The following is a 13708-nucleotide window of genomic DNA, read 5'->3' on the forward strand; positions in this document are numbered from 1 at the left end:
AGATGAACGAAGATCCTTCGCGCAAGCGTCTTGGCCGCGGTCTTGCCGCTTTGATCGGTGAGATGGACAAGCCGGAAACGGCTCGGCACGAATCCGTTCGTGCGGATCGTTCGGTGCCCATCGAGTTCATTTCTCCCAATCCGCGCAACCCACGCCGGCAGTTCGCCGAAGCCGAGCTGGGCGATCTTGCGCAGTCGATCCGCGAACATGGCATTGTGCAGCCCGTAGTCGTGCGTTCGGGCGAGGCGCCGGGCCGGTTCGAGATCATTGCCGGCGAACGTCGTTGGCGCGCGGCGCAGCGCGCGGGGCTGACCGATATTCCAGTTATTCTGCGCGAAGTGGATGACAAGGCGGCTCTGGAACTCGCGATTATCGAGAACGTGCAGCGGGCGGATCTCAATCCGCTTGAGGAGGCGCGCGGCTATCAGCAGCTTATCGATGAGCACAACTATACGCAGGCCGATCTGGGGCAGGTGATCGGCAAGAGCCGCAGCCATGTCGCCAACACGCTTCGCCTCTTGAAGTTGCCGGATGCGATCTGCGATTTGATCATCGACGGGTCGCTTTCTGCCGGACATGCGCGAACGCTCGTGACGGCTGCGGACCCTATCGGGCTTGCCCGGCGTATCATCGAGGACGGGCTCTCCGTTCGACAGGCAGAAGCTCTCGCTGCGGCGCCGGCGAAGGAAGAGGGCGAGGCAAACGCTGCTCCGCGCAAGGAAAAAGATGCCGATACGCTGGCGTTGGAAAAGTTGTTGAGCGATCAGATCGGCTTGAAAGTGGCTATCAACCACAAGCAGCGCGGTGGAGAGTTGCGGATTGCCTACCGCTCCCTCGAGCAGTTGGACGAGCTTTGCCGCTTGCTCAAGCAGTAGATAACGGAACGAGCGTTATGGCCGGGATTTGAAGAAATCCAAATTCGCGTGCGTTTCCTCGCACGCTTATCTCTTTGCTTTTTAAAAGATATTCGCTGCAATGCCGCAACGGCTTCAGAAACAGATTTATCGTTAGCCAAAGGTAAATCTTTGCGAACCGGCTTTGTCCCGGAGCACAGCGACGGCTGAGAGACCGTTTCCAAAAATGAGGGCGTTCAGCGCCTTCCTCGCGAACCTTCCACCGCAAGGGCGATCAATGCCTGGCGCGCTATTGGCTCGGCCAATGCGGGCTTTTGGCGTGTGCGCAGGATTGCAGCCTGCAACCGGTCGGCCGCATTTTGCAGAGATGTGGCGTTCCACCGGGTCAATGCCGTTTCGACGATTTTCCGGCGCGAAAAAAAGACGGGTGGCCTTGCTGAGGCAACCGCAGAACTGGCGGGCTGGCCATTGGCATCCATTGCCCGCCGCATGATCTGGAGCGCGTGGATCTGGCGCAGTGTTGCCGACAGGATCAGGAAAGGAGGGTTTCCGGCGGAAAGGAAACGCTTGAATGTGCTATCGAAATCGCGGAATTGCCCGGTAATGACTGCGTCCACGGCCTCGTCCGTGCTGAGACCGGCGACGTCGCCGATCAGGAGCCGGACATCCTCTGCTGAAATTTCGGACTGACCGGTGCAATAGAGGGCGAGCTTTTCCAGTTCACCGCGTGTGGCGAGCCGGTCGCCGCCCAGATTAGCCTTGAGAGCCTGTCGCGCATCGAGGGCGATCCGCAACCCGGCCTTTTCCAGCGCTTCATCAATCATCGCGTCGATACCGCGTCCGTCATCCGCATAGCAGGGCAACGCCATGGCGTTCTTGCCGCCTTCCACGGTAGAGCGCAAACCCGCTCCTTTGCGCAGGTCGCCACCCTCGATCAGCACAATACAGTCCGTAGGTGGCTCCTTGATGAGTGCTGCGACGTCCGCAACCAATGCCTTTTGATTGGCCGCGCTCTTCACCCAGATAAGGCGGCGGTCGGAGAACATGGGAACGGTGCGAACTTCGTCGGAGAGCCTCCCGGGCTGCTGCTCAACCTCTCCTGCCTCCAGGCGTACGACGGTGAAGGGATCGTCCAGGGGCAGGCCGGTGCCCTGCGCGAAGCGCCGCGAACGCTCGCTCACAAGTCCCCTGTCGGGTCCGTAAATCAGAACGATGGGATATTCCGGTTCCGGTCGGGCAAGCCAACGGTCGACTTCATGTGCTTTCTTTTGCGCCATGTTCGCTCAATAGCATATGGCAAGCGTGCTGGCATCCGTTTGTCCGTGAAGTTCCCCGCCTAAGGTGCGGTGAGAGCAGCTCGACCTAGTATATAATTATCCAATTGAAATAAAAGGCTTTTATTCGGAAGGCCAGGGACTTTTGGAAGGTGCTGCCATGGCGATGCTCGAGGGGCGATTAAAAGGAGGCACTCTGCCCATGCAACCGCAGCAAATCGCTCTTTCTAATTAGAACTCATGGCCTTGCCCAAGCGGCCATACCTGATATTAGTCAGCCGAATTCAGGGACCCTGGGCAGTTCGGGGTTCTTCCGGGCGGGTTTTTGCAACCCGCCGGCTTTTCGAAGACCGGACGGGATCATGACTAAACATAAAGACGTCAAGAAAGTGGTGCTCGCCTATTCGGGCGGCCTCGATACTTCGATCATCCTCAAATGGCTGCAGACGGAACTGGGCGCCGAGGTGGTGACCTTCACCGCAGATCTCGGTCAAGGCGATGAACTTGAGCCCGCACGCCGCAAGGCCGAAATGCTTGGCATCAAGGAAATCTATATCGAAGACCTGCGCGAGGAGTTCGTGCGCGACTTCGTATTTCCCATGTTCCGCGCAAATGCGCTTTATGAAGGGACCTATCTTCTGGGCACCTCCATTGCGCGCCCGCTCATTTCCAAGCGCCTTGTGGAAATCGCCCGCGAGACGGGAGCCGATGCGGTGGCGCATGGCGCGACGGGCAAGGGCAACGATCAGGTGCGGTTCGAGCTTTCCGCTTATGCACTGAACCCGGATATCAAGGTCATCGCACCCTGGCGCGATTGGACGTTCAAATCGCGTACCGATCTCTTGAAATTCGCCGAGGAACACCAGATCCCGGTGCCGAAGGACAAGCAGGGCGAAGCGCCCTTCTCCGTCGACGCCAATCTTCTGCATTCGTCCTCCGAGGGGAAAGTGCTGGAAGATCCATGGATCGAGCCACCGGAATATGTGCATCAGCGTTCAGTTTCTCCGATGGACGCGCCGGACGAGCCCACTGAGATCACCATTTCCTTCAAGGCGGGCGATGCGGTCGCTCTGAATGGCAAGCCCATGTCGCCGGCGACGCTGTTGCAGGCGCTGAACGATCTCGGCCGCGACAATGGCATCGGTCGGATCGATCTGGTTGAAAACCGGTTCGTGGGCATGAAATCGCGTGGCGTATACGAAACCCCGGGCGGCACTATCCTGTTGGCCGCGCACCGCGCCATGGAATCGATCACGCTCGACCGGGGCGCCGGACACCTGAAAGACGAGCTGATGCCGCGCTATGCGGAGCTCATCTACAATGGCTTCTGGTTCTCGCCCGAGCGGGAGATGCTGCAGGCAGCCATCGACAAGAGCCAGGAAGATGTGGAAGGCGATGTGCGCCTGAAGCTCTACAAGGGCAATGTCATCGTCACTGGTCGCCGTTCCGACAAGTCGCTTTATTCCGATACGCTTGTCACTTTCGAGGACGATCAGGGCGCTTATGACCAGAAGGATGCCGCTGGCTTCATCAAGCTGAATGCGCTCCGGTTGCGCACGCTTGCGGCAAGGAAGCGCGGTCGTTAGCGCATTTTGCAGTCGGGTGAGATCCCTGACGTCTGCATAAATGCGGGAAAACACTGAACCGATCTGGCCTCGCGAAAATAAAAAAGCCGGCAATTTTGCCGGCTTTTTCTTGTCGAAGATAAGAAACTCTATTCGTCGATCTGCTTGCCCATGATTGCAATGGCCTGCTGATAGACGCTTGCGGCGTTCCAGCCCTGGATGGCCCGGAAATTGGGCTGGCCGGGCTGATAGCCCGCACCGGCGCGCCAACCGTGCGCCCGCAGGAAATTCGCGGTGGAGGCAAGAGCGTCGGCCGATGAGCGGATCATGTCGACGCTGCCATTGCCGTCGCCGTCTACAGCATATTTCAGCGCATTGCCGGGCAGGAACTGGGTCTGGCCGATTTCACCATGGGCGGCACCCTTGGCCGAGGTGCTCAGCATGCCGCGATCGACCATCTGCAATGCGGCATAGAGGTGGCCAGTAAAGAACTCCGAACGCCGGCAGTCATAGGCGAGCGTGGTCACGGCTGACAGGATGTTCTGGTTTCCCGTGAAGCCGCCGAAGCCGGTTTCCATGCCCCAGATGGCGATCAGCGGGCCCGCCGGAACGCCATACCGACGCTCCAGATTGTCGAACAAGCGCGCGTATTTCTTCTTCATGCCCTTGCCACGCGATACGATGGCATTGGCGCCGCGCTTCTGCATGAAGGCGTTGAGAGACAGTTTGAAGCTCTTCTGGCCACGGTCGGCGGCTATGGTCTTGGTGGCGTAGCTCGTTCCCGCCAATGCGCTCAGGCCGCGCTTGCCGATGCCTCGAGAGGCAGCCTGTCGGGAAAAATCGGCCTTCCAGGCTTCGAACCCGGCCGCAGTCTTTCCGCATTGGGCGGCGGACGCGGTGCCAGCCGCAAGAAGTGATGCACAAACAGTTGCGGCCAAAAGAACCGCCCTGCCCCCGAAAGCCATGTTGCTCTCCTTAAGATAAGAATGGCTAAGAAACGTGATACTGTCAGCGATTGCATGCCCTGTCATTGGCCGCAACCCCTTTCGGGCCTTAGCATAGCGGTCATTACCGATCCCTTTCAGCGTTTATTTTCCGTTTCCCCACGCAACCGTGCCGGGAAACATCCCGGGAACCTTTTCGCGTGCTCCTCCGTTTGCTGCTCCAGTCTAAGAGAGACGGGAGAAGAAAATGAAAAACATCATCCTCAAGACGACAGCAGCTGCGGCTGCCCTCATGGCACTCACCGGCATTGCAGCAGCGGATGTCACGGCGGTTGCCGTGACCGATCTGAACATCCGTTCCGGTCCCGGACCGCAATATCCCATCGTTGGCGCGATTGGCGCAAATCAGGAAGCTGTTATCGGCGGTTGTCAGGAAGGCAGCAAATGGTGCGTCGTTTCCTACAATGGCGTCGACGGCTGGGCGTATTCGGATTATCTGACGGCTCCTTTCGGCGGCGAGCGTGTGGTTCTCACCGAGCGCCCTTCCGAGGCTTTGCCGCCGGTTTCCTATGAAGCAACGTCAAGTGTGCGTACCGAGGTTGTTCATGGCGAACTCATCGGTCGCAAGACCGCACTTGGAACGATCGAGCCGATCCCGGCTCCGCCCGCTGAAATCCGCACCTATGTGGAAGCCCATTCGGCTGAGCCTGTCTATCTTGACGGTGAAGTTGTGGTCGGCGCAGCTTTGCCGGACACGGTCGAAGTGCGTGAGATCCCCGATTACCAGTACCGTTATGTTTATGTGAACCAGCAGCCGGTATTGGTGGAACCGGAGACGCGTCGCATCGTGTACGTGTTGCGCTGACCAGGAATTGGGCCATCCCTGCCCCCGATTGGAACGCCGCCCGGCCTTGTGCCTGGGCGGCGTTCTCTTGACTCTTGCGCTGTTTTCCTGTCTACAGGCCCCGAATTTCCGCGAAGAGTGTCAACTCCGAGCAGCCGACCAGGGCGATTTGCATCAAAAGCAGGGATCCTGGAGGTCAACATCCGGCAGCGCGAGGCGCCCCCGGGTGCATTTTGGCTTTGCGCGCTGTTTGAAGCCTGCTCGCGGATGCATTACGTCTCGGATCATCATGATGCGAGAAATGAGGAACGCGGATGTTTGAATCGCTTCAGGAACGCCTTGGTTCCATCCTGAACGGCCTGACCGGTCGCGGTTCGCTGTCGGAGGCGGATGTCGCGGCGGCACTGCGCGAGGTGCGCAGGGCGCTCATCGAGGCTGACGTCGCGCTGGATGTGGTGCGTTCCTTCACCGACCGTGTGCGCGAGAAGGCGGTTGGCGCCGAAGTCCTGAAGTCGATCAAGCCCGGCCAGATGGTCGTCAAGATCGTTCATGACGAACTGGTCGAGATGCTCGGCGCGGAAGGCGCGACCATCGATCTCAACGCGCCGGCGCCGGTCGTGGTGATGATGGTCGGCCTGCAGGGTTCGGGCAAGACCACGACCACGGGCAAGATCGCCAAGCGCATGACTGAGCGTCAGGGCAAGAAGGTCCTGATGGCTTCGCTCGACACGCGCCGTCCCGCCGCCCAGGAACAGCTCAAGCAGATCGGCGAGCAGACGGGGGTTGCAACGCTGCCTGTCGTTCCGGACCAGTCGCCGGTCGATATTGCCAAGCGCTCGGTGCAGGCCGCGAAGCTCGGCGGCTATGATGTGGTGATCCTCGATACCGCCGGTCGCACACATATCGACGAGCCGCTCATGGTCGAGATGGCCGACATCAAACGTGTCGCCAATCCGCATGAAATCCTGCTGGTCGCCGATTCTCTGACCGGTCAGGATGCCGTCAATCTCGCCAATAATTTCAACGATCGCGTCGGCATAACCGGCCTGGTGCTTACCCGCATGGATGGCGACGGGCGCGGCGGTGCCGCCCTTTCCATGCGTGCGGTCACCGGCAAACCGATCAAGCTGATCGGCGTTGGCGAAAAGATGGATGCGCTGGAGGAATTCCATCCCAAGCGCATCGCCGACCGTATTCTCGGCATGGGCGATATCGTTTCGCTGGTCGAGAAGGCTGCCGAAACCATCGACGCGGAAAAGGCCGCAGCGATGGCGAAGAAGATGCAGGAAGGCAAGTTCGACCTGAACGATCTCGCCGACCAGCTTCGCCAGATGCAGAAGATGGGTGGTATGGGCGGCATCATGGGCCTCATGCCGGGCATGGGCAAGATGAAGGACCAGATGGCTGCCGCCGGCCTCGATGACAAGATGTTTGGCCGCCAGATCGCCATCATCCAGTCGATGACGGCCAAGGAACGTTCCAATCCCGATCTTTTGAAGCACAGCCGCAAGAAGCGCATCGCAGCCGGTTCGGGTACCGATGCCGCGCAGATCAACAAGCTTTTGAAGATGCACCGCCAGATGGCCGACATGATGAAGGCCATGGGCGGCAAGGGAAAGAAGGGCGGCATGATGCGGGGCCTGATGGGCGGAATGGCCCAGAAGATGGGCCTTGGAGGCCTGGGGGGAGGCATGGGGGGAGGCATGCCGGACCTGTCGAATATGGATCCGAAGCAGCTCGAAGCGCTCCAGAAACAGGCGGAAGCCGCCGGTCTCGGTGGCGGGTTGCCCAAGGGGGGGCTTCCCGGCCTTGCCGGCGGTGGATTGCCAGGGCTTCCCGGTTTGCCGGGTGGTCTCCCGGGGCTTCCGAAGAAGAAATGAGGAACACTGTATGAGCGGTGACATCAACGCAGCGAAGGAAAAGCTGCTCGAGCTGCGCGCCTCGATCGACAATATCGATGCGGCGCTCGTGCATATGCTGGCAGAGCGTTTTCGCTGCACGAAGGCAGTGGGACATCTGAAGGCGACCAACGATCTTCCCCCGGCCGATCTTGAGCGCGAGGCGCGGCAGATCGCCCGCTTGCGGCGCCTGGCCGAAGAAGCGCATCTCGATCCCGATTTCGCGGAGAAGTTCCTGAATTTCATCATTCGCGAGGTCATTCGTCATCACGAGGCCATCGCGGTGGAACACGGCACGAGTGCGGAAGGACCGTCTGCCTGATGGTTCCCGTTCTCGAAAGCGAGCGCCTGATCCTGCGCGGCTGGAAGCGGGAAGATTTTCCCGCTTATGCAGCCTTTTGCGCTGATCCGGAGCGCACCCGCCACATCGGCGGGCCGAAGAGCGCTTTCGAGGCATGGACGCAGTTTGCCGCCATGCCGGGCGCCTGGGCGCTGAACGGCTACGGCATGTTCGCCGTGGTGCCGAAAGGGGGCGATGCGGTTGCGGGATATGCCGGTTTGTGGCACCCGCCACTGATCGACGAGCCGGAACTGGCCTGGAGCCTCTATGCGGGCTTCGAGGGCAGGGGCTATGCGGTGGAGGCTGCGCGGCGTGTCCAGACCTGGGCCGCTGAGGAACTGCGGTTGCCACCGCTGATGAGTTTCGTCCATCCGGACAATCTGGCCTCACAGGCCGTTGCAAGAAGGCTGGGTGCCGAGCCCATGCCGCCTACTGAACTGCGCGGCGAGCCGCGCTTGAGATTCCGGCACAGCGTGCCGGCCTGAATGCCATTATCGAAAGGAATACATCATGGCACTGAAGATCCGTCTGGCCCGCGCGGGCTCCAAGAAGCGTCCTTACTATCATGTCGTCGTCGCCGACGTGCGTTCGCCGCGTGACGGCCGCTTCATCGAGAAGATCGGTTCCTGGAATCCGATGCTTCCGAAGGACGGCGACCGCATCGTTCTGAACGAAGAGCGCATCAAGCATTGGCTGGCCAATGGCGCCCTGCCGACCGACCGCGTTCTGCGTTTCCTCGACCAGGCTGGCCTCGCCAAGCGCCCGGCGCGCAACAACCCGGCCAAGGCTCTCCCAGGCAAGAAGGCCCAGGAGCGTCTCGATGCTGCCAAGCAGGCTGAGGAAGAAGCGAAGGCTGCCGCCGCAGAGGCCGCCGCTGCTGCTGCCGAGCCGGCTGAAGCTCCGGCCGAGGAAGCTGCAGGCGAATAAGCTGCAGGCAGATGCGAATGAAAGAGGCGGGCTTCTGGCCCGCCTTTTTGTTTGGTGCGAGGAGCAGGCGCCAACCCGATAAGAGCACTGCAATAAAAAACGGGCCCGAAGGCCCGTCTTTCCTAGTTCAATCGTGGGCCCTGAAAAATCTTCAGGCAGCCTGCTTCTTCGGCTGTATGAGGCCGCGGGCGATAAGCAGTTCGGCGATCTGGATCGTGTTCAAAGCTGCGCCCTTGCGCAGATTGTCGGAGACGACCCACATGGCCAGGCCATTGTCGATGGTCGGGTCCTCACGCAGACGGCTGATATAGGTGGCGTCTTCGCCGGCGCTTTCGTAAGGCGTGACGTAGCCGCCGTCCTCGCGCTTGTCGATCACCTGGCAACCGGGCGCTTCGCGCAGAATCTCACGCGCTTCGTCAGCCGTGATCGGCTTTTCGAATTCCATGTTCACGGCCTCGGAATGGCCGATGAAGACGGGGACGCGAACGCAAGTGGCCGTCAGCTTGATCTTGGGATCGAGCATCTTCTTCGTTTCCGCGACCATCTTCCACTCTTCCTTCGTGAAGCCGTCTTCCATGAAGACGTCGATGTGCGGAATGACGTTGAAGGCGATGCGCTTGGTGAACTTCTTGGTCGAAATCGGATCGGCGACGAAGACGGCGCGGGTCTGTTCGAAGAGTTCGTCCATCCCTTCCTTGCCGGCGCCGGAAACCGACTGGTAGGTGGAGACCACCACGCGCTTGAGGGTTGCCGCATCGTGCAGCGGCTTCAGCGCGACAACCAGCTGCGCCGTGGAGCAATTCGGATTGGCGATGATGTTCTTCTTTGTGAAGCCGTCGACATCGTCGGGGTTCACTTCGGGAACGATCAGCGGAACGTCCGGATCGTAACGCCAGGCCGAAGAGTTGTCGATGACAACACAGCCCTGCTTTCCGATCTTGGGGGAATATTCCTTGGAGACCGAACCGCCGGCAGACATCAGGCAGATGTCGGTGTCGGAGAAATCGTAGGATTCGAGCGCCTTCACCTTCAGCGTCTTGTCGCCGTAGGAAACTTCCGTACCGACGGAGCGGCGCGAGGCAAGCGGCACGATCTCATCTGCCGGGAAGCCGCGCTCCTCGAGGATGTTCAGCATTTCGCGGCCCACATTACCGGTGGCGCCCGCAACAGCTACCTTGAAACCCATATGGCTAAAACTCCTGTTCCTCTCCGCTTGGCTTTTTTGAAGTCCCGCCGGCCATGAGCGGGCTCTTCCTCCCCGACATGCCCGGGGAGAGAACGAGCAGCCAGGAGGGTCAGACCGTTTTCGTGGTCGTTTTGGCCGTCGTTTTGGTAAAGCGGACACCGTCGCTTTCGTTCCCGAAAGCGCTCAAAAGGCTTTGAGCATGATGCGCAGGCATAAAGGCGCGCATGGCGAGGTGGTCTCCGTTTCCGCGCGCTGTTTTACGCTTTATCGGCGTGAAGTCAACGTGGCTGTGGCCACGCAAGTCAACATGGCTGCGCGCTTTTCTTTCAGGGGATGGGCTGCGGCCGGCAGGGCCGGCCGCAAATCGGTTATGCGAGCACCTTGTATTTGGCGACGACGGCGTCGCCCATCTGGCTGGTGCTGACCTCGGTGCCGCCGTCGGACAGGATGTCCTTCGTGCGCAAGCCGTCGTCGAGCACGCCGGCAATTGCCTTCTCGAGCCGGTCGGCTTCCTCGACCATGTTGAAGGAATAGCGCAGACACATGGCGAAGGAGGCAATCATGGCGATCGGGTTCGCAATGCCCTTGCCGGCGATGTCCGGGGCGGAGCCGTGAACCGGTTCGTAGAGCGCCTTGCGGCTGCCGGTCTTCGGGTCGGGCGCGCCGAGCGAGGCCGAAGGCAGCATCCCGAGTGAGCCGGTCAACATGGCGGCGACGTCCGAAAGCATGTCGCCGAACAGATTGTCGGTGACGATCACGTCGAATTGCTTGGGCCAGCGCACCAGTTGCATGCCGCCGGCATCGGCCAGCATGTGGGTGAGTTCGACGTCGGAATATTTCGCCTTGTGGGTCTGGGCGACCACTTCCTTCCACAGAACGCCGGACTTCATGACGTTGTGCTTTTCCATGGAGCAGACCTTGTTGCTCCGTGTGCGCGCCAGCTCGAAGGCGACGCCCGAAATGCGCTCGATCTCGAAAGTGTCGTAGACCTGCGTGTCGATGCCGCGCTTCTGGCCGTTGCCGAGATCGATGATCTCCTTGGGTTCGCCGAAATAGACGCCGCCGGTCAGTTCGCGAACGATCAGGATATCGAGGCCTTCGACCACGTCAGGCTTCAGCGAGGAAGACGCGGCGAGCGCCGGGTAGCAGATTGCCGGGCGCAGATTGGCGAAGAGTTCCATGTCCTTGCGCAGACGCAGGAGGCCGGCTTCCGGACGAACCTCATAGGGCACGCCGTCCCATTTGGGGCCGCCGACGGCACCGAAAAGAACGGCGTCGGCTGCCATGGCCTTTTCCATATCCGCATCGGAAATGGCCTGGCCATGCGCATCATAGGCACTGCCGCCCACGAGACCTTCCTCTGTCTGGAAGCCGGTATTGAAGTCGGCATTCATCATCTCGATGAGTTTCTTGACCTCAGCCATGGCTTCGGGGCCGATACCGTCACCGGGGAGCAGAAGAAGTTTGCGCGTTGCCATTTGTGCCTCTTGGGGGTGCTTCTCGAATGGAATTCGAGGCACTTGCTAATCCGCTATGCGGTTTTGCGCAAGGCTGCCGGTATATGAACCGGTACGGTTACGCCGGAGCGCGGTCACCTCGATCTCGATTTTCATCTCCGGCTCGTTCAGCTGGCAGACAATCATCGTAGCGGCGGGGCGGATGTCGCCGAAAGCTTCGCCGAGGATGGGAAAAACACGCGAAACGTAAGACTGGCTGGTCACGTAGTAATGCGCGCGGACCACATCGGCGAGTTCGAAGCTGCCTTCCAGCAGAGCGGCTCGAATGGTGGAGAGGCAGTTTCGCGTCTGCTCTTCCACGCTTTCGGGCATGGTCATGGTTGCATAGTCATAGCCTGTGGTGCCCGAAACGAAGCACCAGTCACCATCGATCACGGCACGGCTATAACCGGCGGTCTTCTCGAAGGGAGAGCCGGTGGAAATGAGGCGGCGCTTGCCGCCTCCGTTGCCGGAGCCTAGGCCCACGGATGGCTTTCGGTGTATTTATGCTCGAACGTGTCGATTGCCGGCGCCTTCTCCATGGTCAGGCCGATATCGTCGAGGCCGTTCAGAAGGCAATGGCGCTTGAAGGCGTCGATCTCGAACTTGACGACACCGCCATCGGGGCCACGGATTTCCTGCTCTTCAAGATCGACCGAGAGCGTGGCGTTGGAGCCGCGCTGCGCATCGTCCATCAGCATGTCCAGTTCTTCCTGGCTCACCTTGATGGGCAGGATGCCGTTCTTGAAGCAGTTGTTGTAGAAGATGTCGGCAAAGCTGGTGGAGATCACGCAGCGGATGCCGAAATCGAGAAGCGCCCAAGGCGCGTGCTCGCGGCTCGAACCGCAGCCGAAATTGTCGCCGGCCACGAGAATGTTGGCCTTGCGATAGGCGGGTTTGTTGAGAACGAAATCCGGGTTCTCCGTGCCATCCTCGTTATAACGCATCTCTGCGAAAAGGCCGGTGCCGAGGCCGGTGCGCTTGATCGTCTTCAGATAGTCCTTCGGGATGATCATGTCGGTATCGACATTGACGATCGGCAAAGGGGCGGCGACGCCCGTCAGCTTGGTGAACTTATCCATGAAACCGGTCCGTTTTCTGTGCGGCCGTCGTCTGCCCGGCCATTCAATCTGTCGCTTCTCCTTACACAAGGAGGGCGGCAAAGCAAAGTCTCTTGAAACCGTCTCTTGCGCCCGGGGCGCGGCTGCGCCATGAAACACGCATGCAGGAAAAGCCCCACCTTCGCCGCTCTGTCCTCTATGTGCCCGCCAGCAATGAGAAGGCGATGCGCAAATGTGCCTCGCTTGCCTGTGATGCGGTGATCTTCGATCTGGAGGATGCGGTCGCGCCCGAGGAGAAGCCCGCTGCACGCGAGCGGCTGCGCGCTTTTCTTGCGAGCGAGGAGCGTCCGCGCATGGAGGTGGCGGTGCGCATCAACGCGCTTTCCAGCGAATGGGGAACGGAAGATCTGCTGGCGGCGCGCGCCATGCGACCCGATGCGATCCTGTTGCCGAAAGTGGATGGACCCAAGGACGTGTTGGAAGCAGATGCCGCTCTCGACGAGACGGATGCGCCGCGTTCGCTGGCACTTTGGGCGATGATCGAAACGCCGCGCTCCATTCTCAATCTCGGAGCCATCGCCGAACTCGGGCGCGATCCGGCAGCGCGCTTGTCCTGTCTCGTGGCGGGCACCAACGACCTTGCAAAGGATACGGGCATCGCTTTGACGCCTGACCGGCGCTATCTGGCCCCCTTTCTCCTGCAGATGGTGATGGCGGCGCGAGCGGGAGACCTTTGCGCCATCGACGGCGTTTCGAACGATTTTCGCGACCTGGAGGCCTTCGAGCGTTCATGTGCGGAAGCGCGTGCCATGGGGTTCGACGGCAAGACGCTCATTCATCCTGCGCAGATCGGTCCCGCCAATGCGGTCTTTGCTCCTTCCGCGGAAGCGCTGGCTCAGGCCGAGGCGGTTGTCGAGGCCTTCGACCGACCCGAAAACCGGGGGCGCGGAGTGATTTCGCTCGATGGGCGCATGGTCGAACGCCTGCATCTGGAAATGGCTAGGCGCATCATCGCGCGCGCTCACACTATCAGGGAGAAAGACCAGTGAAGCTTTACAGATTTCTGACGGGCCCGGACGATTCCAGCTTCTGCCACAAGGTCACGACCGCCCTCAACAAGGGATGGCACCTGCATGGTTCCCCGACTTATGCCTATGACGCGGAGGCCAAGACCATGCGCTGCGGACAGGCGGTCTGCAAGGAAGTCGACGGGCTGGACTACACGCCTGACATGAAATTGGGCGAATATTAGAAAGATTGCAATTATAGGTTGATGTCGGTGTGAAACTTCTGCTTGAATGCCTTAGGCATCAGGGGGA

At 60.2% G+C, this 13708-nt stretch carries 15 protein-coding genes; 9 read left to right on the forward strand and 6 right to left on the reverse strand.

The annotated features are described in order from the left end of the window. The first annotated feature begins 2 nt into the window (after positions 1-2). A complete protein-coding gene (locus tag NA8A_RS14115) occupies positions 3-875 on the forward strand; it encodes a ParB/RepB/Spo0J family partition protein (protein WP_009450996.1) in 873 nt (290 codons plus the stop codon). Positions 876-1090: 215 nt separating this feature from the next. On the opposite strand, the gene holA is transcribed toward NA8A_RS14115, so the two are convergent. Further along, entirely contained in the window at positions 1091-2131 is a 1041-nt protein-coding gene (holA, locus tag NA8A_RS14120; RefSeq protein WP_009450997.1) for a DNA polymerase III subunit delta, read from the reverse strand. A 359-nt stretch (positions 2132-2490) separates the two neighbouring features. Here holA and NA8A_RS14125 point away from each other — a divergent pair, with 359 nt between their 5' ends. Further along, entirely contained in the window at positions 2491-3714 is a 1224-nt protein-coding gene (locus tag NA8A_RS14125) for an argininosuccinate synthase (protein WP_009450998.1), read from the forward strand. Positions 3715-3842: 128 nt separating this feature from the next. Here NA8A_RS14125 and NA8A_RS14130 read toward each other — a convergent pair whose 3' ends face one another. Next, positions 3843-4658, reverse strand: coding sequence for a lytic murein transglycosylase (locus NA8A_RS14130; protein WP_009450999.1), 816 nt, complete (start codon positions 4656-4658; stop codon positions 3843-3845). A 226-nt stretch (positions 4659-4884) separates the two neighbouring features. On the opposite strand from NA8A_RS14130, the gene NA8A_RS14135 reads away from it, so the two are divergent. The 5 genes from NA8A_RS14135 to rpsP all read left to right on the forward strand — a co-directional run bounded on the left by NA8A_RS14135 (position 4885) and on the right by rpsP (position 8646). Then, a complete protein-coding gene (locus NA8A_RS14135) occupies positions 4885-5502 on the forward strand; it encodes a DUF1236 domain-containing protein (protein ID WP_009451000.1) in 618 nt (205 codons plus the stop codon). A 293-nt stretch (positions 5503-5795) separates the two neighbouring features. Further along, the gene (gene ffh, locus NA8A_RS14140) at positions 5796-7361 is read left to right on the forward strand and encodes a signal recognition particle protein (RefSeq protein WP_009451001.1); all 1566 of its coding nucleotides are present in this window, start codon (positions 5796-5798) and stop codon (positions 7359-7361) included. Between the two features lie 10 nt (positions 7362-7371). Beyond that, positions 7372-7701: a chorismate mutase gene (locus NA8A_RS14145; RefSeq protein WP_009451002.1), complete on the forward strand. Its 330-nt coding sequence runs from the start codon at positions 7372-7374 to the stop codon at positions 7699-7701. Further along, the gene (locus NA8A_RS14150; RefSeq protein ID WP_009451003.1) at positions 7701-8204 is read left to right on the forward strand and encodes a GNAT family N-acetyltransferase; all 504 of its coding nucleotides are present in this window, start codon (positions 7701-7703) and stop codon (positions 8202-8204) included. Before NA8A_RS14145 ends, NA8A_RS14150 begins: the two co-directional genes overlap by 1 nt. A gap of 25 nt (positions 8205-8229) precedes the next feature. Continuing rightward, positions 8230-8646: a 30S ribosomal protein S16 gene (gene rpsP / locus NA8A_RS14155; RefSeq protein ID WP_009451004.1), complete on the forward strand. Its 417-nt coding sequence runs from the start codon at positions 8230-8232 to the stop codon at positions 8644-8646. Positions 8647-8797: 151 nt separating this feature from the next. Here rpsP and NA8A_RS14160 read toward each other — a convergent pair whose 3' ends face one another. The 4 genes from NA8A_RS14160 to leuD all read right to left on the reverse strand — a co-directional run bounded on the left by NA8A_RS14160 (position 8798) and on the right by leuD (position 12410). Beyond that, positions 8798-9832 (reverse strand): aspartate-semialdehyde dehydrogenase, encoded by a 1035-nt coding sequence (locus NA8A_RS14160; protein WP_009451005.1) that lies wholly within the window; start codon positions 9830-9832, stop codon positions 8798-8800. A 368-nt stretch (positions 9833-10200) separates the two neighbouring features. Beyond that, positions 10201-11310, reverse strand: coding sequence for a 3-isopropylmalate dehydrogenase (leuB, locus tag NA8A_RS14165; protein WP_009451006.1), 1110 nt, complete (start codon positions 11308-11310; stop codon positions 10201-10203). Between the two features lie 45 nt (positions 11311-11355). Continuing rightward, the gene (locus NA8A_RS14170) at positions 11356-11814 is read right to left on the reverse strand and encodes a RidA family protein (RefSeq protein WP_009451007.1); all 459 of its coding nucleotides are present in this window, start codon (positions 11812-11814) and stop codon (positions 11356-11358) included. After that, complete coding sequence (gene leuD, locus NA8A_RS14175; RefSeq protein WP_009451008.1) at positions 11805-12410, reverse strand: 3-isopropylmalate dehydratase small subunit; 606 nt, start codon at positions 12408-12410, stop codon at positions 11805-11807. The genes NA8A_RS14170 and leuD overlap by 10 nt, the downstream gene beginning before the upstream one ends. A gap of 140 nt (positions 12411-12550) precedes the next feature. Here leuD and NA8A_RS14180 point away from each other — a divergent pair, with 140 nt between their 5' ends. Beyond that, positions 12551-13438 carry an HpcH/HpaI aldolase/citrate lyase family protein gene (locus NA8A_RS14180; protein ID WP_009451009.1) on the forward strand — a complete coding sequence of 296 codons (888 nt, stop codon included), beginning with the start codon at positions 12551-12553 and terminating at the stop codon, positions 13436-13438. Beyond that, on the forward strand, positions 13435-13641 hold the full coding sequence (locus tag NA8A_RS14185) for a DUF1737 domain-containing protein (protein ID WP_009451010.1): 207 nt from the start codon (positions 13435-13437) through the stop codon (positions 13639-13641). Before NA8A_RS14180 ends, NA8A_RS14185 begins: the two co-directional genes overlap by 4 nt. Positions 13642-13708 lie beyond the last annotated feature (67 nt).

This window comes from Nitratireductor indicus C115, from assembly GCF_000300515.1.
Classification (GTDB): domain Bacteria; phylum Pseudomonadota; class Alphaproteobacteria; order Rhizobiales; family Rhizobiaceae; genus Nitratireductor; species Nitratireductor indicus.